18 protein-coding genes are annotated in these 19,475 nt (G+C 59.4%); 12 read left to right on the forward strand and 6 right to left on the reverse strand.

Annotation, left to right across the window (positions count from 1 at the left end; genetic code table 11):
* Window positions 1–76: 76 nt before the first annotated feature.
* Together ABNF92_RS09870 and ABNF92_RS09875 are read left to right on the forward strand one after the other, a co-directional pair.
* Window positions 77–1,438, forward strand: a complete 1,362-nt coding sequence (locus ABNF92_RS09870) for a sodium:alanine symporter family protein (RefSeq protein WP_064229278.1) — start codon at window positions 77–79, stop codon at window positions 1,436–1,438.
* A 122-nt stretch (window positions 1,439–1,560) separates the two neighbouring features.
* Window positions 1,561–2,214, forward strand: a complete 654-nt coding sequence (locus ABNF92_RS09875; protein WP_069182577.1) for a peroxiredoxin — start codon at window positions 1,561–1,563, stop codon at window positions 2,212–2,214.
* Window positions 2,215–2,323: 109 nt separating this feature from the next.
* Here ABNF92_RS09875 and ABNF92_RS09880 read toward each other — a convergent pair whose 3' ends face one another.
* The 3 genes from ABNF92_RS09880 to ABNF92_RS09890 all read right to left on the reverse strand — a co-directional run bounded on the left by ABNF92_RS09880 (window position 2,324) and on the right by ABNF92_RS09890 (window position 4,963).
* A complete protein-coding gene (locus ABNF92_RS09880) occupies window positions 2,324–3,106 on the reverse strand; it encodes a MetQ/NlpA family ABC transporter substrate-binding protein (RefSeq protein WP_069182576.1) in 783 nt (260 codons plus the stop codon).
* Between the two features lie 184 nt (window positions 3,107–3,290).
* Window positions 3,291–3,956, reverse strand: a complete 666-nt coding sequence (locus tag ABNF92_RS09885; protein ID WP_069182575.1) for a methionine ABC transporter permease — start codon at window positions 3,954–3,956, stop codon at window positions 3,291–3,293.
* Complete coding sequence (locus tag ABNF92_RS09890; protein ID WP_305965495.1) at window positions 3,956–4,963, reverse strand: methionine ABC transporter ATP-binding protein; 1,008 nt, start codon at window positions 4,961–4,963, stop codon at window positions 3,956–3,958. Before ABNF92_RS09890 ends, ABNF92_RS09885 begins: the two co-directional genes overlap by 1 nt.
* A 214-nt stretch (window positions 4,964–5,177) precedes the next feature.
* Between ABNF92_RS09890 and ABNF92_RS09895 the strand changes: the two genes are divergently transcribed.
* Window positions 5,178–6,599: an HDOD domain-containing protein gene (locus ABNF92_RS09895; RefSeq protein WP_349342035.1), complete on the forward strand. Its 1,422-nt coding sequence runs from the start codon at window positions 5,178–5,180 to the stop codon at window positions 6,597–6,599.
* Window positions 6,600–6,635: 36 nt separating this feature from the next.
* Here the strand turns inward: ABNF92_RS09895 and ABNF92_RS09900 are convergent, their stop codons facing one another.
* Together ABNF92_RS09900 and ABNF92_RS09905 are read right to left on the reverse strand one after the other, a co-directional pair.
* Window positions 6,636–7,253 (reverse strand): hypothetical protein, encoded by a 618-nt coding sequence (locus ABNF92_RS09900; protein ID WP_053113587.1) that lies wholly within the window; start codon window positions 7,251–7,253, stop codon window positions 6,636–6,638.
* Between the two features lie 130 nt (window positions 7,254–7,383).
* The gene (locus tag ABNF92_RS09905) at window positions 7,384–8,871 is read right to left on the reverse strand and encodes an amidase (RefSeq protein ID WP_349342036.1); all 1,488 of its coding nucleotides are present in this window, start codon (window positions 8,869–8,871) and stop codon (window positions 7,384–7,386) included.
* A gap of 52 nt (window positions 8,872–8,923) precedes the next feature.
* On the opposite strand from ABNF92_RS09905, the gene ABNF92_RS09910 reads away from it, so the two are divergent.
* Entirely contained in the window at window positions 8,924–10,063 is a 1,140-nt protein-coding gene (locus ABNF92_RS09910) for a hypothetical protein (RefSeq protein WP_069182571.1), read from the forward strand.
* Window positions 10,042–10,812, forward strand: a complete 771-nt coding sequence (locus tag ABNF92_RS09915) for a sulfite exporter TauE/SafE family protein (protein ID WP_053113583.1) — start codon at window positions 10,042–10,044, stop codon at window positions 10,810–10,812. The genes ABNF92_RS09910 and ABNF92_RS09915 overlap by 22 nt, the downstream gene beginning before the upstream one ends.
* Here ABNF92_RS09915 and ABNF92_RS09920 read toward each other — a convergent pair.
* The gene (locus tag ABNF92_RS09920) at window positions 10,795–13,137 is read right to left on the reverse strand and encodes a diguanylate cyclase (protein WP_349342037.1); all 2,343 of its coding nucleotides are present in this window, start codon (window positions 13,135–13,137) and stop codon (window positions 10,795–10,797) included. The two genes, ABNF92_RS09915 and ABNF92_RS09920, sit on opposite strands and share 18 nt — an antisense overlap.
* Window positions 13,138–13,324: 187 nt before the next feature.
* On the opposite strand from ABNF92_RS09920, the gene ABNF92_RS09925 reads away from it, so the two are divergent.
* The 7 genes from ABNF92_RS09925 (at window position 13,325) to ABNF92_RS09955 (ending at window position 19,400) form a co-directional block, all read left to right on the forward strand.
* Window positions 13,325–14,113, forward strand: coding sequence for a MotA/TolQ/ExbB proton channel family protein (locus ABNF92_RS09925; protein ID WP_008176973.1), 789 nt, complete (start codon window positions 13,325–13,327; stop codon window positions 14,111–14,113).
* Complete coding sequence (locus tag ABNF92_RS09930; RefSeq protein ID WP_008176970.1) at window positions 14,100–14,495, forward strand: biopolymer transporter ExbD; 396 nt, start codon at window positions 14,100–14,102, stop codon at window positions 14,493–14,495. Before ABNF92_RS09925 ends, ABNF92_RS09930 begins: the two co-directional genes overlap by 14 nt.
* The gene (locus tag ABNF92_RS09935) at window positions 14,492–14,902 is read left to right on the forward strand and encodes a biopolymer transporter ExbD (protein ID WP_008176968.1); all 411 of its coding nucleotides are present in this window, start codon (window positions 14,492–14,494) and stop codon (window positions 14,900–14,902) included. The genes ABNF92_RS09930 and ABNF92_RS09935 overlap by 4 nt, the downstream gene beginning before the upstream one ends.
* Window positions 14,899–15,681, forward strand: a complete 783-nt coding sequence (locus ABNF92_RS09940) for an energy transducer TonB (protein ID WP_349342038.1) — start codon at window positions 14,899–14,901, stop codon at window positions 15,679–15,681. The genes ABNF92_RS09935 and ABNF92_RS09940 overlap by 4 nt, the downstream gene beginning before the upstream one ends.
* A gap of 335 nt (window positions 15,682–16,016) precedes the next feature.
* Window positions 16,017–16,865 carry a formate/nitrite transporter family protein gene (locus tag ABNF92_RS09945; protein ID WP_069182566.1) on the forward strand — a complete coding sequence of 283 codons (849 nt, stop codon included), beginning with the start codon at window positions 16,017–16,019 and terminating at the stop codon, window positions 16,863–16,865.
* Window positions 16,866–16,942: 77 nt separating this feature from the next.
* A complete protein-coding gene (locus ABNF92_RS09950; RefSeq protein WP_349342039.1) occupies window positions 16,943–18,667 on the forward strand; it encodes a bifunctional protein-serine/threonine kinase/phosphatase in 1,725 nt (574 codons plus the stop codon).
* A gap of 214 nt (window positions 18,668–18,881) precedes the next feature.
* On the forward strand, window positions 18,882–19,400 hold the full coding sequence (locus tag ABNF92_RS09955) for an Hcp family type VI secretion system effector (protein ID WP_008176957.1): 519 nt from the start codon (window positions 18,882–18,884) through the stop codon (window positions 19,398–19,400).
* Window positions 19,401–19,475: the final 75 nt, after the last annotated feature.

Consider the following 19,475-nt stretch of genomic DNA (forward strand, 5'->3'; position numbering starts at 1 on the left):
CTGACTAAACTCAACCGGTTATACCCAACCCGGGTCAAAAATCCATACCAATCCATGGCATACAGAGGGAGATCCCATGGAAGCTATTTCTGAATTTGTAGGACAGATAAACGGACTGGTCTGGGGCCCACCCATGCTGGTTCTGATACTGGGCGTCGGGCTGTTCCTCAGTCTCGGCCTCAAGTTGATGCCGGTGCTGAAGCTGGGCGCCGGCTTCCGGCTGATGTGGAAAGGTCGTACTGCCGCCGGAGCCGAATCCGAGGGTGAAATCCCGCCGTTCCAGGCGTTGATGACAGCCCTTTCTGCCACTGTGGGCACCGGCAACATTGCCGGTGTTGCAACCGCGGTGTTCCTTGGGGGCCCCGGGGCCCTCTTCTGGATGTGGCTCACGGCCCTGGTAGGCATGGCCACCAAGTACTCCGAAGCGGTGCTGGCCGTGCGCTACCGGGAGGTGGACGAGCGCGGTGATCACGTAGGTGGCCCCATGTACTACATCCGCAACGGGCTGGGCCGCAAGTGGGCCTGGCTTGGTGTCCTGTTCGCCGTATTTGCCGCCATTGCCGGCTTCGGCATCGGCAACACGGTTCAGGCCAATTCGGTGGCGGATGTCATGGAAACCAACTTCGGACTGCCACACTGGCTGACTGGCCTGGTGCTCATGGTCCTGGTGGGCATGGTCCTGATTGGTGGCATCCGCAGGATCGGCCATGTTGCCAGTGCCCTGGTGCCGTTGATGGCGGTTTCCTATCTGATTGCCGGGCTGGTGGTGCTGGCGATTAACGCCGCCGACATCCCTGCCGCCTTTTCCCTGGTGATCAAGCACGCCTTCAGCCCCATCGCCGCCGAGGGTGGATTTGCCGGTGCAGCCGTGTGGGCCGCAATCCGTTTCGGTGTGGCGCGAGGCATCTTTTCCAATGAAGCGGGCCTCGGCTCCGCGCCCATTGCCCACGCCGCGGCGCAAACCCGTAACCCGATCAACCAGGGTATGGTGGCCATGCTTGGCACCTTCATTGACACCATTATTATCTGCACCATCACCGGCCTGGTGATTATTACCTCCGGCACCTGGACCTCCGGGGAATCCGGCGCTGCCCTAACATCCATGGCGTTTCAGGAGGCGCTACCCGGCGTTGGCAACTATCTTGTAGCTATCGCCCTGGCAGTTTTTGCCTTTACAACCATTCTTGGCTGGTCGTTCTACGGCGAACGCTGTATCGAGTTCCTGTTCGGCGTAAAGGCGATTGTGCCTTACCGCGTTGCATGGATTCTGGCCATCCCCGTTGGCGCCACCCTCAACCTGGGCTTCGTCTGGCTGGTGGCAGACACCCTGAATGCCATGATGGCGCTGCCAAACCTGATAGCCCTGCTGATGCTGAGCCCGGTCGTGTTCAAGCTTACCCGGGAGCACTTTGAAAAAGAGAAGGCATTGGGGGTTTGAGCCCCTTGTAATTGCCTCATATGGCACCAAGGTTTGACGTATACAGGCAGAATACAACCCGGCAGCTTTCTTGCCGATATAACAAACGAAATTGTCACTACCATGATCGAAGGAGAGTACACATGACTTTACGTCTCGGAGATACCGCACCCGATTTTGAGCAGGACTCCAGTGAAGGGAAGATTTCGTTTTACGACTGGCTGGGAGACAGCTGGGGCGTGCTGTTTTCACACCCGGCGGATTTTACCCCGGTCTGCACCACGGAACTGGGCCTGACCGCCAAGCTGAAGGATGAGTTCGCCAAGCGCGGTGTGAAGGCCATCGCCCTGAGTGTCGATCCCGTTGACTCCCACCACGAGTGGATCAAGGACATCAACGAAACCCAGGGTTGCTCGGTGAACTTCCCGATCATCGCGGACCATGATCGCAAAGTGTCGCAGCTGTACGACATGATCCACCCCAATGCCGACAGCAGCCTCACGGTGCGTTCGCTGTTCGTGATTGATCCGAACAAGAAAGTGCGCCTGATGATTACCTACCCGGCCAGCACCGGTCGTAACTTCAACGAAGTTCTGCGCGTGATCGATTCGCTGCAGCTGACCGACGAGCACAAGGTTGCCACACCGGGCAACTGGGAGCGTGGTGGCGATGTAGTGATCGTTCCGTCCCTGCAGGACGAGGAGGAAATCAAGCAGCGCTTCCCGAAGGGCTACAAGGCGGTGAAATCCTACCTGCGGATGACACCCGACCCGAAAGCCAACTGGAGCGGTGACTGATCACCAGCCTCCAGAGCAATTAAAAAGGCCGGGCAGCTTGCGCTGCCCGGCCTTTTTTGTGCGACTGAGGCCAGGTGAATACCTTCACCTGACCTCGATACCTGAACGATCAGAATGCCGGAACAACGGCACCCTCATACTTCTCCATGATGAAGTCGCGAACGGCATCGGACTTCAAGGCCTCTGCCAGCTTCTGCATGGCTTCGCTGTCCTTGTTATCCGGACGGGCCACCAGGATGTTTACGTAGGGCGAATCTGAACCCTCAATCACCAGTGCATCTTCAGTCGGGTTAAGACCCGCTTCCAAGGCATAGTTGGTATTGATCAGCGCAATGTCTACCTGATTAAGGATCCGCGGCAATGTGGCTGCTTCCAGCTCCTTGAAGTCCAGATCTTTAGGGTTCTCGGCAATGTCACGGGGAGTCGCTGTGATCTTGCTCTCGTCCTTCAGTGTGATCAGACCCGCCTTCTGGAGCAGCAGCAGGGCACGACCTCCGTTGGTGGGATCGTTAGGGATGGCGACAACCGCACCGTCTTCAAGAGCGTCCAGCGATTCAATCTTGCTGGAGTAAGCGCCAAACGGCTCAACGTGAACGCCGGTCACGGTTACCAGGTTGGTACCACGGCCTTCGTTGAACTCGTCCAGGTACGGCTGGTGCTGGAAGAAGTTAGCGTCCATCCGCTTCTGGTCCACCTGGATGTTCGGCTGGATGTAATCGGTAAATACTTTAACGTCCAGCTCAACACCTTGCTCAGCCAGTTGAGGCTTCACGAATTCCAGAATCTCGGCATGGGGAACCGGTGTCGCGGCTACAGAAAGCTCTTCGGCAGCGACGGCACCTGAGAAAGTAGCTGCTGCAGCCAAGGCTGCGAGTGATTTCTTCAGATTCATAAATAGATACTCCTCTTAACAGTTAACAAAACGTGTTGGCTTACCTGAATAGCCCGGGCCGCTGGCGGGGAAGCCCTTCCGAAAACGTGGAGCGCCAGGGATGGCGCGACCGAGCCCTACAGGGACGTATTTACGGGCGTTTTTCGGAAGGGCTTCCCCGCCAGCGGCTTGCACCAAGGCATGCCTATTTGCGGCTGAAGTACAAAACCAGACGGTCGCCAACCATCTGTAGGACTTGGACAAAAATAACCAGTAGGGCGACTGTAATGACCATTACGTCGGTCTGGAATCGTTGATAGCCGAAGCGGATGGCCAGGTCGCCGAGACCGCCGCCACCGATAACGCCGGACATGGCCGCGTACGACACCAGGGTGATGGCGGTAACGGTGACACCGGCGATGATTCCTGGAAGCGCTTCCGGTAACAGAGCTCCGAAGATGATCTGTTTAACACTGGCGCCCATGGCCTGGGTGGCTTCGATGATTCCGCGATCAACTTCCCGCAAAGACGTTTCTACCAACCGAGCAAAGAACGGCGCGCCGCCAGCCACCAGCGGCGGGATTGCTCCGGCTACGCCCAGCGACGTGCCGATCAGCATTACTGTAAAGGGAATCATAACGATCAGCAGGATGATGAACGGCACGGAACGGAGTACGTTCACCACGAACGACAGCACCGCATAGGCCACCGGCTGTTCCAGCAGCTGGCGTTTGCCGAAGAGGAACAGCAGCACGCCGATGGGCAGACCGATCAGGACGCTGAACAGCAGGGACATGCCCACCATCACCAGGGTATCCCAGCTGGCCCAGCCGATTTCGGTCCAGTCTACATTGCTTAACAGGGCTTCCATCAGCGCAGTACCTCCACGTGAACGTCGGCAGCTTTCAGCGCCTCCATGGCCACCTCGAGATCACCGCCCACCAGTGACAGGGTCAGCTGGCCGTAGGGGGTGTCCTTAATGTGGTCGATACGGCCGGAAAGGATGCTGAAATCCACGCCAGACTCCCGGGCGACGCTGCCCAGCAGCGGCTTGTAGGTGGATTCGCCCTTGAAGGTCAGGCGCAAGATGCGGCCGTCGGCCTTGCTGAGGTCTTCCTGAAGCTCCTCCCGGTCGATGCTTTCGCTCTCGAACACGAAATCGCGGGTGGTCGGGTGCTTCGGGTGCAGGAACACCTCGCTGACCGGGCCCATTTCCACCACTTCACCGGCGTCCATCACCGCCACTCGATCGCAGACCCGGCGCACCACGTCCATTTCGTGGGTGATCAGGACGATGGTAAGGCCCAGTTCACGGTTGATATCCGCCAGCAGTTTCAGGACCGACTGGGTGGTTTGCGGGTCGAGGGCGCTGGTGGCTTCGTCGCAGAGCAGGATGGTGGGCCGGCACGCCAGGGCGCGGGCAATGCCCACTCGCTGTTTCTGGCCACCGGAGAGCTGCGACGGATATTTGTTGGCATGGTCGGTGAGGCTGACTCGGGCCAACAGTTCTTCAACGCGGTCGCGGATCTCGGTCTTCGAGTAGATGCCCGCCAGCTTCATGGGGAAGGCGATGTTGTCCGCCACGGTCTTGGACGACAGCAGGTTGAAGTGCTGGAAGATCATGCCCACTTTGCGGCGAAAGGCGCGAAGTTCGGCAGCGTCGTAGTCGGTGATGTTCTCATCGTCGATCAGAATCCGGCCGCCGGTGGGCGGTTCCAGCAGGTTGATCAGACGCACCAGCGTCGATTTACCGGCGCCGGAATGGCCAACAATGCCGAACACCTCGCCGGTTTCAATGGTCATATCGGTGGGATGCAGCGCGGGGATCGCCCGGCCGCCTACCTGATACGACTTCTGTACCTGGTCAAATACAATCACGGTCAGCGCCTTGTGGGTGCAGCGTTAAAACCGGCGATTATAGCCCAAACGGTCGGCAAACCCGAATTCCGGAATGATTCTCAGTGTGGGTAGATATCCTTACACAAACGGTTACCTGACACCGCGCAGCCTGGTGAACTAAACTTGGAACACAGAAGAACCTTACATTTCCCCGGAGCTCTTCCAGAGACGCGCTTCCCAGAGACTCACCAACGTGACCAACGAAAAACAACCAACGCCCTCAAGGATGAACTCTACCCAGGCATGGGTTACCTACCTCAGCAAAGTCGAGTTGCCGGTACTGGCCAATACGCTTCGGCGCATCAATGAGCTGACCGACAGCCAGAACAGCACGGTTAATGAGCTTGCCAACGTCATTCTCAACGATGCCCAGCTCACCTCCCAGGTGCTACGGCTGTCCAATACCGTGTTCTATAACCAGACCCGGACCCAGGTCAGCACGGTAAGCCGCGCGATCACGCTGATCGGCTTTGACGCGGTGAAATCCATGGCCATCTCCTCACTGATCGTCGATACCCTGCTGAAACGCAACGACCGCCCCCACCTGTTACGCTGCCTGGCCCGGGCGATCCATGCCGCGGTTCAGGCCCGGTGTCTGATGCCGAAACGCAACGAGACGGCGCTGGAAGAGGTGTTTATCGGAGCATTGTTGATGAACATTGGCGAGCTGGCGTTCTGGTCCTGCGAGACCGACCAGGCGACAGAACTGGAGGAACGCCTGCGCCTTGATCGGCCACCGGTTGAGGCACAGAAGGCCGTGCTGCACTCAACCTTTACGGAAATCACCCGGGGGCTTGTGGATGCCTGGTCCCTGGGACCCTTTATCAAGGATGTTGTCTCGCCGGGGCAGGCCAATTCCACGGCCTCAAGCCTGGTGCGGAATTCCGTGGAGATGGCCCGGTTGTCCGAACAGGGCTGGAGCGGCCCGGACATGGACAAGGTATTGGAGCGTCTGGGCAAGGACATCGGTGAGAGCCCGGCCGTGGTCCGCGATCAACTCAAGGTTAACGCCTCGGAAGCCACCCGGGTGGCCGTTTCTCTCGGCATCCCTCAGGTCACCGCCATGATGCCTGGCGCCGACGGCAAATCAGGCGACGCCGGAGCACAGGCTCCGGACATGGATCCGGAACTTCAGTTGGAAATCCTGCGTGAACTGAGCCAGTGCCTGGCGGAGAAACCGGACATCAATGAAGTCTGTCAGCTGGTCATCGAAGGGATACACAGGGCCATTGGTATGCAGCGGGTCGCCCTGTTAATGAGTGACCGCACTGGCAACGAACTGGTGCCCCGGAAACTCGGCGGTCGCGGCACGGAGGAATGGCGCCAGCACTTTGTGATTCGGAAGGACGGCACCGGACCATTGGGTTCGCTTCTGCCCCATGCACACTGCAGCATCTTCGAGCCCAAACCGAACGCCGAGGGAGTGCCCTACGATCGCTGGCTCGGCAAAGTGCCGGCCTTGATCGGCCCGATCAAGGCCAATGGACGCCTTATCGGTCTGTTTTACGCCGACAATGCAGCCGGGACCTACACGCCCTCGAAAGAGCAGCTGTCAGCATTCGGCCACTTTATTCAAAACGCGCAGCTGTGCCTGACCCTGATGTCCACTCACTGACAGCCGGAGCCACTGGTTCCGGCTGTCAGTTCTTCTTCAGTGCAGGGCCCGCATCTGGCGCGGGTAGAGTGCGGCGCTGACTTCCGGCTCTTCCAGCAGGTCGGCCAGCTCGCGGTCTACGTTAGTCTCTTCACCTTCTTCCGGCAACGGCTCGAACAGGGTGCTCAGCCAGGAGGCTACGGAGGGTGCTTCGTCCCGTTTGTAATCGGTGGACAGCGCCTTGATCCGGCGGAAGCCGATGATGCGCTGGTGTTTGGGATCCCGAATCTGTTCAAAACCCCGCCAGTAAACGTGATCCCTGGTGTGCAGTTGCACGAACAGGGTGTCGATGGGGCCGTCTGAATCGTCGGCACCCTCGGCTTCTTCCTCAATGGCTTCCGGGGCCGCTTCGGCTTCCACTTCGGGTTTCTTGTGACGGATGGTGGTCCAGGCCGGATACAGCACGGCCACGGCATCCGCTTCAACATGCTCGCGGGCGGCGCGGAGGATCAACCCCCAGCGGGCCTTGTCGGCATCGGTTTCAAGGGAATTGATGGGCAAGTCATAGCTTTGTTCGCTGGACAGGACGATGGCCATCATGGGGGCGTCTAACTCCCCCATGGCCTCGGCCTGTGCTACTGATACCAGTTCGTCGATTGCCATCGGTTGGTTCATAATACGCTCGCCTCCTCGATGCCATCAGGGTCGTTCAGGAAGAAGGGGTCTTCCTGACTAACAGCATAGCCTGTTCCGGCTACAAAGATAAACGTGGAGTTTCCCCAGCCGGATCACAACCCCGGATACCTCAGAACGCGTCCTCAAGCCTTTCGTAGTTGCTGAACCAGGGATTGGCCTCTTCCAGTTGGCCCGCCAGCTGAAGCAGGGTCGCTTCGGCGCCGTGGGGACCGCCAAACTGGACCCCGACCGGTAAACCTTCGGCAGTCCAGTGCATCGGTACCGACATGGCAGGTGTCCCGGTCAGGTTTGCTAACTGGGTAAACGGCGTCCGGGCCAGGCTTTCCAGGGCCATCTGATCCACCTGGCCAGTACGATGAACCAGTTTGCCGGCCTTCAATTTCAGCATCAGGCGGGCAGCGAACTTGAGGTGGGCCGGCGTTTCCAGTTCGCCGATGGCGGCCGGCAACTGCCCGGTGGTCGGGCTGAGGTAGAGATCGTAACTCCCGAAAAATGCACCCAGCGCCCTGGCAAACTCGTTCCACTGCTGGCGCCGCCGGACATAGTCGGACAGCGGCATCGTCTCACCAAGCATGCCGATCAGCCGGGTATCCAGTTCGAAATCGCTGTCGGTGGCGCCGAACTGCTCTTTCGCCTTCGCCATCAGCGCCGACACTTCACCGAAATACAGGCCGAGGTAGCAGCGGGCCAGGGCCATGCCGTCGAATTCCGGCGCAGCATACTCAACCCTGTGACCCAGATTCTCGAGAACCCGGGCCGTTTCCTCCACGGCTGCAACGCACTCCGGTGCTACCTCCGTATTGTAGGGTGAAGACGTGAACACGCCGATTCTTAGCTTGCCCGGAGACCGCTGCATGAGCTCGGAGTAGGCCGCAGACGGCCCGGGAATCTCGAACGGGTCGCCCGGAGCCGGCCCACTGAGCACATCCAGCATCGCCGCACTGTCTCTCACCGTCCGGCTGACCACATGGTCGGTAGACGCACCGGTCCAGGCTTCACCCATAAAGGGGCCTGAGGAAATGCGTCCCCGGGACGGCTTGAGGCCAAACAGGCCATTGTAGGCTGCGGGAATGCGGATGGAGCCGCCGCCATCGTTGGCGCCGGCCATGGGTACAATGCCGGCCGCCACCGCCGCGCCGGAGCCGCCACTTGAGCCACCCGGGGTCAGCTCCGTGTTCCAGGGGTTGCGGGTTGGCCCCCAGAGCTCAGACTCGGTCACCGCTTTCAGACCAAACTCCGGCGTGGCGGTTCGCCCCAGGAAAACCAGCCCACCGTCCCGTGCCCGGCGGACAAATTCCGAATCCTGGGGCGCAATATTCTTTATCAGCCCCCGGCTGCCGTAGGTACACGGGTGACCCGACTGCTCCTGGGCGAGGTCCTTGAGCAGCAGGGGCACGCCGGCAAAAACCGCCTGCTCGGGGAAGTGCTGTGCTGGCGCCTCGGAGAACTGCGGATAGCAGATCGCATTAAGTGTGCTGTTCACGCGGGTTGCCCGCTCAACCGCTGCCTCGCATACTTCCCTTGAAGTGACCTCACCCCGACGGACAAGATCAGCGAGTGCGGTAGCATCGTAACGAAGATATTCAGATTGCTTCATGGCAGGTTCCCTTTGTTATTCTGTTTTGAGGAAGGTCACGGGTATATCGTCTATGGTCAGAATTCTCAAGAGCTTACGCCAGCTTGCCGTGATTTTCATCCTGGCAGCGCCGGTTGCCGTTGCCGCCCAGGACCCGCCGCCAGCGGCCAGTGAAGACAGCGACTGGACTCGCGTGGTCCGGTCCTCGCCCTACTGGGTCAGCCAGGGGGTATTTGAAAACATCCTCACCATCCGGCGCTGGGTATTAAAAGAATCCGGCTATTGCGCCAGTGCCGAGCGCCACGTCCTCTACGATATGCGGGGGCGCTTTCTGGCCTGGATCAGTGATGGCGAAGACCGCGAGGCCACCCAGCGCCTGCTGAACACCACCCGAAAATCACTGTATGAGAATGACAAGGTGGAAGACTGGGTTGCCGGCGAGACCGGCCAGACCGGCTATCCGTTCGCCCTTTCCTGCGACCAACCCCATGTGAACGTCGACGAGGCCGTTGCGCGGTATCTTGGCACCCTGCCGGCGGACCGGATCTGGGGCGCCTGGGACGACCTCAATTTTGCCGACAGCAGTGCTCCGGAAAGCCTTCATGATGCACTGATCTACGTGTACGAGCACCGCAGCAGTCAGAACCGCCTGACTCTGCCACAAGCCTTGCCCCGCTACCTGGCGGGCCAGATCCTGATTGAGAGTGGCGCACAGGCAAGAGCCCATTCCAGGGCAAACGCCAGGGGCATCCTGCAGCTGTCACCTGCGGCTCTGTCCGACTGCCAGATTGCCCCCAACAATTTCTGGCATCGGCTAGCACAGATCGACTGCGCCCTGCGGCTGATGAACCAGAATGCCCGCAATCTGGCACCTGTTTTCGAGCAACGGTTTGGTCATCTGCCAGAAGCCAAGAGGGACCGTCTGTTCACCCTTCTATTGGTTCAGGCGTATCATGGCGGCGCCGGACGGGTTCAGGCGTTGTTGGACGATCCAGTGCTGTCGCAACCAGCAGAGTATTTTGCCGCCAACCATGAACGCTTTACCGCCGGCGATATTGCCTTCGGCCTGATTTTTCACAATCTGGGGCGGGACCGCCTCGGTCTTGCGTCGCTCTACTATGTGGCCGACGTTCAACTGGCAACCGAGGCCCTGTGTCGCACGGCCAAACTGAAATCAACGGAATTCTGCGAATGGAAGTACTCCACCAACTGATACCCGAAAGCCTGAGCCTTCCAGTCGCCGTTTTCCTGCTAGCCAGTTCCACCATCACCTCGATGATCACTGCCAGTCTCGGCGCGGGTGGCGGGGTTCTGCTGCTGGTACTTATGGCCAGCTGGATGCCGCCCGCCGCCATTATTCCGGTTCACGGCATGATCCAGCTGGGTTCCAATGTTGGTCGGGCAGCACTGACCTGGCGACACGTGGACTGGCGGGTCATTGCCGCGTTCCTGCCCGGCGTCATGGTAGGCGCGGCCCTGGGCGCCTGGTTGCTGGTGAATCTTCCGGCCCATATCTGGCAGCTGACCATCGCCCTGTTCGTTCTCTACCTTTGCTGGGGGCCGGCTCTGCCAAAAGGCGCGTTCGGGGCTCCGGGCGTGTTTGTGGCGTCGGCCTTGACCAGTTTTGTCAGCCTGTTCGTGGGCGCCACCGGGCCACTCGTTGCAGCGTTCATCAAGCAGATCCATAACGACAGATTCAAAACGGTGGCCACCTTCGCCACGGCCATGACGCTGCAGCACGCCCCCAAGGCGCTCGTATTCGGAGCCGCCGGATTCATCTTCTTCGAATGGCTGCCATTCATAATTGCCATGATCATCTGCGGCTTTGCCGGCACCTGGCTCGGACTCCATGTACTGAAGTCCCTGAGCAACCATAAGTTCACACTGATCTTTAATATCGTGCTGACCGCGCTGGCCATTCGTCTGCTGTGGCAGGCCAGTGTCTCAGCCGGCTGGTGGTGACGGGACGACGACAACCGTATTGCGCCCCCGGGATTTGGCGATGTAGCTACCCTCATCGGCCCGTGCCATGACCTCTCTCGGGCCGCTATCTTCCGGTGTCAGTTCCGTGAGCCCAATGCTCGTGGTGACACCGAAGGACCGGCCGTCATGTTCGATCCGAAGCGCTTCAACATCGGCGCGAATCCGTTCCGCCAGGGCCTGAGCCCTGGCCATGCCACAAGCCGGTAGAATAATACCGAACTCATCCCCGCCCAGTCTGGCCACGGTATCGGACTGGCGAACCGATTCCTTGAACAGTTCGGCGAGCCGTTTGAGCAAATCGTCGCCGAGCAGGTGGCCGCCCTCATCATTGACCGGTTTGAAGTAGTCCAGGTCAATGAGCATCAACACCGAACGTGCTTCCTGGCGCCCGGCCTCGCCCAGGCACCGGACCAGCGACGCATTGAACGCGCGCCGATTCAGCAAATGGGTCAGGCTGTCGTGGGTCGCCTCCCAGGACAACCGCTCTTCCTGCCGCCGGCGGTCGCTGTCGTCCCGCAGCACGAACACCAGGCGCTCATCCTCTCGCCCCTGGCGAATGTGCAGCATGGTGAGATCTATCGGGAAGGGAACGCCCAATGAGTTCCGCAGGGTGACGTAAAGGCTGTCCAGGTCATCCCCGGACAGGAACTCCTGTGCCGTCAGTTCCCGCTCTTCCGTCTCGATGGTGACCAACTGGAAGAAGTTTCTAAGCACGCACTCGCCCTCAATGCCCAGCAGGCGGCAGGCAGCATCGTTGGCAAACCGGATAACCCCCTCGACATCGACCATCAGGACGCCTTCCTGAAGAACGCGGAGTATGGTTTCCGCGCGCTGCTGCTCGGTCTTGAGTGCCTCTTCCACTTCCAGCTCATGGGATATATCGCGAACTACCGTGATGGTGCCGAGAGCCTTTTCAGGCGTCTGGATTGCCGCCGTCATCACATCGGCCCAGATCACCCGATCCGGAGCCGCCAGTCTCAACCGGCCCCGGAAAACGCTCTGGCTCCTGATCGCATTCTTCCAACCGGCAATCGCCTCCTGCCGGTCGGCATTGTCCACACGATCGGCCAGGTAACTGTATGTGAGATCTTCCGCCGGTTTGCCGACGATCGCCTCGAAAGCCGGGTTGGCAAACTCGATACGGCCCAGGACGTCGGTCTGGACAATACCGATGGGCGCACTCTGGGTAAGGGAACGGAAAAATGCCTCTCTTTCTGCCAGAGACACCAGAACTTCATCACGCTCATCGGTCACCGTGTTAAAGATCTCGGCAACCTGGCGGATTTCCTTACCCCCGGCGACATCCACCGGATCGGAACGCATACCCAGGTGGCGCTCACGGATCTGGATGCCCAATGTCTTGAGCGGCGCCATCAGCCGCCGGAAACGCCACAGTGCCACGGGCGCAATCAAGAGGATGACCAGCAGCAGGATCCAAACGAAGGCATCCACCGTGCGTGTAATTGGTGCAAGGGCTTCCCGGGCAGGCCAGGAGGCGGAAACAAACCAGGGCACCTGGGTCAGCTGCTGCACCGACATGATGGTCTTTTCACCATTACTGTTGCGGGTCTCCAAGGTGCCCTCGAACCCCTCCATCGCATCCCGGAGTACAGGATTCGCAACCCGCACCGGCGCCATGGGCTGGTGGTCCCGCTGGTCAACCACCACAAAACCACTGCGGGTTGCCACACCGAGATAGCCGGTCGTTCCTATACGGATGTTAATGAACTGATCCAGAAAATTGTTGCCATCCAGCGCGATGGCACCACCAATCACACCAATGAAACGCTGACGGTGGTCGAAAATCGGCGCAGCCACCATGATGGCCGGCTTTTCCTGATAGTGAGAGATGTAGGGCTCGCTGATCACCGGGGTGAGCGTGGAGGAAATCCGCTGAAAATACTCCCGGTTACTGACATCCAGTCCCGCCTGCCGGTAATCTTCGGGATTCTCGGCTATGACCAGACCGTTTTCATCGATCAGGTAAACCGCATCGAACAGATGCTCCAGGGCTGTTTGGCGGCGGATCAGGATCCGGGCCCTGGTGTTGAGAACATCACCGGACATGGTGAGATTCTGGGCTACGTGGTTGAGTGCCTCCAGTCGCAGGGCCAGCTTGTCGTCCAGCTCCCCCGCAATAAGCGTGGCAATCGTTTCCACCTGGTTACGGGCCTGCTGCTCCAGCTCGGAGCGGCTCAGCAGGAAACCGGCAACGGTTACCAGCAGGGCCGTCAGGATGATCGCAACAACCACCAGGGCCACTGCCCGATTCGCCAGGCTACCCAACCATCTCCTGATCATCATGACTTCCAGGCCCCGCAGCGGGTTAGACAACCGGTAATGATCTGACCTCCGTTTTTTCTTTCTTTTTACAACTCTTACATTTACCTCAATTCTAACAGAGGGCTTTGTGAAGTCAGGTTACACGCTTGCAAATTCAATGATAATCGTTATTATTTAGTTCCATTTTTGCACATTGAGAACTCTTCGCATGACGGACCTCACTTTGCCCCTGAATGCCGGCCCGATCACCCAACTTATTGATATGGGTGGCCCTGTCATGATTGTTCTGGTGGTGCTTGCCGTCATTGGCTTCGTTACCTTCGTGTATCTGATGCTTCTCGGGGCCCTCTATGCACCGCGTTTGTCTGGCCGGCTTAAACAAACCGTAATGAACTGGCAGAAGGATCCGGCGTCAGTCCGACCGTCCGAGGTTCGACATCAGGCCGGACGATGGGGGCAGATGAATCCGCTGCAGCGGCTTGTCACCGATACGATTGAGGCCATTCAGAACGGCCAGGATGATCGCCAGATTCGGGAAACCGCCGCGCGGGATGCGCAACATTCTCTCGAGCCGTTCGAGGCACCCCTCAAGATTATTGAAGTCATCGCAGCCCTGGCGCCACTGCTCGGTCTGCTGGGAACCGTGCTCGGCATGATGGAAGCTTTCAGCGCCATGGCGGCTACCGAAGGCCGGGCCAACGCCACTCAACTCAGTGGCGGCATCTATGAGGCGCTGACCACCACGGCGGCGGGCCTGGTTGTCGCCATACCCTTTGCCGCCCTGGCTGCCTGGATCGAGTTCCGTCTGCGCCGCATCCACAAGACCATCAACAGCACCCTGGTTTCAGTTCTGCATATCGTGCCGGAGCAGACTCTGGAGGCCGCAGACACGTCGTACCAGTCTCCGGCGCAACAGCTTGATACAGAGACAGCCAGCGAGGAGCCTGATCGCTATTCAACCGTCCGGGGTCAGCGATTCGCCCATGCAACTGGTTGAACCGAGACCAAGTCGTCCGATTCCGATCCGGATTACGCCTCTGATTGATGTGGTATTCATACTTCTGGTGTTCTTTATGCTGACCACCCGGCTACTGCCCGTGGATTACCTGGAGCTGGCCAACAACACCTCGAACCGCAGCCCGATCACTGGCGAGCCGCTGCCCGAGCTGACAGTGACTGCCAATGGCAAGGTGCAGTGGCAGGGACAGGCCATGGCCCTCGACCAGCTCATGACCGAGCTGGGCAACGCCGGTATTACCGAAGTAAACCTCGCAACAACCGGCGACACACCGCTGGGAGCCTTCACCCGGGTGCTCAGCAGCCTGGTTGACCAGGGTATCGACAGCCACTGGAAGCGGACGAACGCAACAACACCATGAGCGATCTGGTTCCACCTCCGTTTACCTCCGGCAAAACCTTGATGGAACGCGTGGAAGATGCACTTCTGCCGTTGATCAACCTTGTGTTTCTGCTGCTCATGTTTTTCATTGTTGCCGGCCAACTGACCGATGACCCACTTCCGGAATTGCCTGCCACGCAGCAGGCGGAGGACCGGCAGTCGCCGCACGCGGACATGATTGTCAGTGCCGAGGGCGAGTGGAAAGTGAACGGCGAGCTACTCGACAGGGACTCCCTGGTTGCCAGACTGCCAGAACCTGGCGAAGAGCAGCCCCTGAAAATCGCCGCTGCAGAACGAATCACCATGGCGGACCTGGAGACACTGTTCCGGTTGCTTGAGGAAGCCGGATACAAGGATATTCTGTTGTTGACGGAGCCGGGCCAATGATGCCGCAACAACCGCCCTTCCGGTGGGCACTCTTGCTGCTGGCATTTATGATCACCTTTTTCGCCCTGGTGTTCGCGTCTCCCGAAGAGACGGTGGAGCTCAACACTTTGGGCGAATCCGCGGTCAATACGGCGCCCGCTATTCGCATAAAGCTGGCCGGTGAACCCGCGCCGAAACCCGAGGCTGCGCCAAAGTCAGAACCCGAACCCCAACCGGAACCCAAACCAGAGCCGGAGCCGGAGCCAGAGCCAGAGCCAGAGCCTGAACCTGAACCTGAACCTGAACCTGAACCTGAACCTGAACCTGAACCTGAACCTGAACCTGAGCCTGAGCCGAAACCTGAGCCGGCGCCGGAACCTCAGCCGGTAGCGGAACCCACGCCCGAGCCAGAGACCGCCGAAGCGCAAGCACCGAGCGGTGAGCCGGCAGAAACAGCAACGGAGCAACAATCCCAGGCGACCGTTCCATTGCAGAACGCTGGCGTCAAATCAGAAGTGGACAATTACCTGTCCAGACTCAGCCGCCACCTTGCCCGGTATTATGAATATCCCCGACGGGCAAGGCGCCTGGGCCAGGAAGGCACTCCTGTCATAGTGTTCGAATTCCAGAGGGATGGCTCGCTGATCGCCCACAGCCTGAGAACCAGCTCCGGACACCAGCTTCTGGACGAGTCGGCACTGGCCATGCTGGAGCAGGCAGCACCTCTGCCTGAGGTACCCGACGAGATTGCCGGACAAAAATTCCGCTACGCCTTGCCAGTACGCTTCAGCCTTCGCTGAGCCTCGCCATGGCTGCGCCAGGTTGCAGCAGCCTTAACCATTCACGCACCGATCGGGTGCGTCGGATCAGCAATCGCGTCTTCACCCGCTTCGCGCGACACCCCTATCAGAACGTTACCCTCCTGATTTGTATCCGTTTTCCCCGGCAGACCGTCAAGCTGGCACAGTCTCTGCACCCACTCGGTTAGCGGAACCAATGTCGGTTCTGCTCACAGCGACAGATTCATTCAGACGACGGCGTCTACTCGCACCTGCAAATTGCAGGCACCGGGTACCGCCGTTTTTTTTGGCCGCTTGAAAAGTCCGGCCATCCGAGAGAAGTCAGAGGAAACATTATGTCTTACATCGTGCCTTCGGAGTTCGTCACCAAAATGGTCGACGCCGGCGAATCCAAGATCTACATGTCAACGCGGGACACACTGATTCGGGCCTTTATGGCGGGCGCCATTCTGGCGCTGGCTGCCGCGTTTGCCATTACCGTAGCGGTCGAGACCGGCGTGTTCCTGATCGGCGCCATCCTGTTCCCGATCGGCTTTTGCATGCTTTACCTGATGGGCTTCGACCTGCTGACCGGCGTGTTCATGCTCACGCCCCTTGCATTGCTTGATAAACGCCCCGGCGTAACCCCGGCAGCCATACTGCGCAACTGGGGCTGGGTATTCCTTGGCAATCTGGGCGGCGCACTGACCGTCGCCTTCATGATGGCGTTTATCTTCACCTACGGTTTCAATACCGATCCCGGTGCCGTTGGCGCGAAGATCGCCAGTGTTGGTGAAGCGCGCACGCTTGGCTACGCGGAGTTCGGTGCTGCCGGCTGGGCCACCATTTTCATTCGCGGCATGCTGTGCAACTGGATGGTCTCCATGGGCGTGGTTGGCGCCATGATTTCCACCAGCGTCAGTGGCAAGGTACTGGCTATGTGGATGCCCATCATGCTGTTCTTCTTCATGGGTTTCGAGCACTCCATCGTGAACATGTTCCTGTTCCCGTCTGCCATCATCATGGGTGGCGAGTTCTCGGTGATGGACTACCTGTGGTGGAACGAGATTCCCACCGTTCTGGGTAACCTGGTGGGCGGCCTCGCCTTTACCGGCCTGACCCTCTACACCACCCATGTGCGCACCGCGCCCAAGCGCAAGGTTGCGGCAGCCTACAACGACGCTGCCCTGGCCCGCACCAACTGAGTCGGGGCTTCCTGCAACTCCGGCTGCCGCACCCGCCGGAGTTGCGTTTTCCTTGTTCGAGGAAATGCCGTTTCCCAATGACCAGCTCCCTTTCCATTTCCGCCGGCCAGTACTCCGACGCTGGCGTCAAACCAGTCAACCAGGACTTCCACGGTTTACTGGTGCCAAAGGGCCACCAGCTGATCACCAAAGGCATCGCCGTTGCCATCGCCGACGGCATAAGCTCCAGCAATGTCAGCCAGATTGCCAGCGAGTCCGCCGTCGCGGGTTTCCTCAGCGACTACTTTTCCACTCCAGAAAGCTGGTCGGTGAAACAGTCCGCCCAACGGGTGCTGCTCGCAACCAATGCCTGGCTTCATGCCCAGACCCGGCAAAGCCAATACCGCTATGACCGCGACCGAGGCTATGTCTGTACCCTGAGCGTGATGGTGCTCAGGTCCGCCACCGCACATCTGTTTCATATCGGCGACACCCGCATCTACCGGGTTCACCACGACCAACTTGAACAGCTCAGCACCGATCACCGGCTCTGGCTCTCCCCGGAAGAGAGCTGCCTGACCCGGGCCATGGGCATTGGCCATCAACTGGATATCGATTATCGAAGCCTGCCGATCCAGCCCGGCGATACCTTTTTGCTGGCGACCGACGGCATCCATGAGCACCTGGATGAGCGAACCATGGCCGGTATCATCCGGGAATCTGGCGATGATCTGGACGCTGCCGCCCGCCGGTTGGCAGCCCAGGCCCTCGAACAGGGCAGTGATGACAACCTGACCGCCCAGATCATCCGGGTGAACTCGGTCCCCGCGGTTCCGGAAAGCAGCGAGCTGTTTCACCAGCTGGCCCAGCTGCCCTTTGCGCCGGAACTTCAGCCGGGCCAACATCTGGACGGTTACCGGATTCTGAGACAGATTCACGCCAGCAGCCGCAGCCATGTCTACCTGGCGGTGGATGAGGAAACCGATACCCGGGTGGTGCTGAAGATGCCCTCACTGGAACAGAGACACGATCCGGTCTACCTGGAACAGTTTTCCACCGAGCAGTGGATTGCCAGGCGAATCAGCAGCGCTCATGTCGCAAGACCGTTCCAGTCCAGCCAACGACCCAGCTTTCTCTACCAGGCCACAGAGTTCGTGGAAGGCTGTACCTTGCGGCAATGGATGCTGGACAACCCGGCTCCGACACTTGATACCGTGCGTGATCTCGTTGAGCAGATTGGTAAAGGCTTGAGGGCATTCCACCGGCTTGAAATGGTGCACCAGGACCTGAAGCCGGAAAACGTGCTGGTGGATCCCCATGGCACTGTCACGCTGATTGATTTCGGTGCCACCCGGGTCGCCGGCCTTGAGGACTCTGAGATCGGCGAACAGGCGGTTCCTCGGGGGGCCGCCCTTTACAGTGCCCCTGAGACCTTTCTCGGCGAGCCCGGCAGCTGGCTATCAGACCAGTTCTCCCTGGGCGTGATTACCTACCAGTTGCTCACCGGCCAGCTTCCCTATGGCGCGGAAGTACCGAAAATCCATAGCCGGAACCAGCTTCGCGGGCTGAACTACCGGCCCGCGAGACACTTACGTGAGAATCTTCCCGCCTGGGTCGACGATACAATTGAAAAAGCGGTTCACCCTCAGGCCCACAGACGTTACCCGGCGCTCTCGGAATACCTGTACAACCTGCGACACCCATCCGTCGACTGGCACAAGCGTCATCGGCCGCCGTTAATGGAGCGCAATCCCGTGGCCTTCTGGCAGGGTGTATCCGCGTTATTGCTCCTGGCGTTGCTGGCAGCCCTCGGCCTGGGCTGAAGCGGGTATTGCCCGAGCAAGTTTTTGCCCCACCAGCAATCCTTCGCCCGGCGTTCGGGCGCGCGGTTGCCTGGCCCGCCGGGGACATCTCCGAGAAAAAAGATAACCCACTGTTTTAAAAACTATTTCCTCTTCTGGCACAGGCTTTGTAATGAAAGTCCGCGTCCAGGGAACACCCGGGGACGCTATTCATTCACAAGTCATGGAGCAGACTATGCCAACTCCTTGTTATATCAGCATCGAAGGCCAGACCCAGGGCAACATCACCGCCGGCGCATTCACGTCCGATTCTGTCGGTAACATCTACGTGGAAGGCCACGAAGACGAAGTGCTGGTGCAGGAATTCAGCCACGTTGTTACCGTACCGACCGATCCCCAGTCCGGTCAGCCATCCGGTCAGCGCGTGCACAAGCCGTTCAAGTTCACCTCCGCCCTGAACAAGGCCACCCCGCTGATGTACAACGCCCTCGCCTCCGGCGAGATGCTGCCCAAGGTCGAGCTGAAGTGGTACCGCACCTCCGTTGAGGGCAAGCAGGAGCACTTCTTCTCCACCATCCTCGAAGATGCCACCATCATCGACATCAACTGCAACATGCCCCACTGCCAGGATGCCGGCAACGCCGACTTCACCCAGCTGGTGACCGTTTCCCTGTCCTACCGCAAGGTAACCTGGGAGCACGCCGTTGCCGGTACTTCCGGTGCTGATGACTGGCGTTCGCCAATCGAGGCGTAAGTGTATTCGCAGTGAGCGGAATAGGTGCTCCGGAGACCAGAGGGTCCTCGGAGCACCAGCTTTGGAGCTTCAAGG

Origin of the sequence: Marinobacter sp. MMG032 (assembly GCF_040112695.1) — a bacterium.
GTDB lineage: Bacteria > Pseudomonadota > Gammaproteobacteria > Pseudomonadales > Oleiphilaceae > Marinobacter > Marinobacter salsuginis.

What these genes read in the sequence shown, in the direction of transcription:
- ABNF92_RS09870 (WP_064229278.1), top strand. Translation starts at nt 77, where the DNA reads ATGGAAGCTATTTCTGAATTTGTAGGACAGATAAACGGACTGGTCTGG.
- ABNF92_RS09875 (WP_069182577.1), top strand. Translation starts at nt 1,561, where the DNA reads ATGACTTTACGTCTCGGAGATACCGCACCCGATTTTGAGCAGGACTCC.
- ABNF92_RS09880 (WP_069182576.1), bottom strand. Translation starts at nt 3,106, where the DNA reads ATGAATCTGAAGAAATCACTCGCAGCCTTGGCTGCAGCAGCTACTTTC.
- ABNF92_RS09885 (WP_069182575.1), bottom strand. Translation starts at nt 3,956, where the DNA reads ATGGAAGCCCTGTTAAGCAATGTAGACTGGACCGAAATCGGCTGGGCC.
- ABNF92_RS09900 (WP_053113587.1), bottom strand. Translation starts at nt 7,253, where the DNA reads ATGAACCAACCGATGGCAATCGACGAACTGGTATCAGTAGCACAGGCC.
- ABNF92_RS09905 (WP_349342036.1), bottom strand. Translation starts at nt 8,871, where the DNA reads ATGAAGCAATCTGAATATCTTCGTTACGATGCTACCGCACTCGCTGAT.
- ABNF92_RS09910 (WP_069182571.1), top strand. Translation starts at nt 8,924, where the DNA reads ATGGTCAGAATTCTCAAGAGCTTACGCCAGCTTGCCGTGATTTTCATC.
- ABNF92_RS09915 (WP_053113583.1), top strand. Translation starts at nt 10,042, where the DNA reads ATGGAAGTACTCCACCAACTGATACCCGAAAGCCTGAGCCTTCCAGTC.
- ABNF92_RS09920 (WP_349342037.1), bottom strand. Translation starts at nt 13,137, where the DNA reads ATGATGATCAGGAGATGGTTGGGTAGCCTGGCGAATCGGGCAGTGGCC.
- ABNF92_RS09925 (WP_008176973.1), top strand. Translation starts at nt 13,325, where the DNA reads ATGACGGACCTCACTTTGCCCCTGAATGCCGGCCCGATCACCCAACTT.
- ABNF92_RS09930 (WP_008176970.1), top strand. Translation starts at nt 14,100, where the DNA reads ATGCAACTGGTTGAACCGAGACCAAGTCGTCCGATTCCGATCCGGATT.
- ABNF92_RS09935 (WP_008176968.1), top strand. Translation starts at nt 14,492, where the DNA reads ATGAGCGATCTGGTTCCACCTCCGTTTACCTCCGGCAAAACCTTGATG.
- ABNF92_RS09940 (WP_349342038.1), top strand. Translation starts at nt 14,899, where the DNA reads ATGATGCCGCAACAACCGCCCTTCCGGTGGGCACTCTTGCTGCTGGCA.
- ABNF92_RS09945 (WP_069182566.1), top strand. Translation starts at nt 16,017, where the DNA reads ATGTCTTACATCGTGCCTTCGGAGTTCGTCACCAAAATGGTCGACGCC.
- ABNF92_RS09950 (WP_349342039.1), top strand. Translation starts at nt 16,943, where the DNA reads ATGACCAGCTCCCTTTCCATTTCCGCCGGCCAGTACTCCGACGCTGGC.
- ABNF92_RS09955 (WP_008176957.1), top strand. Translation starts at nt 18,882, where the DNA reads ATGCCAACTCCTTGTTATATCAGCATCGAAGGCCAGACCCAGGGCAAC.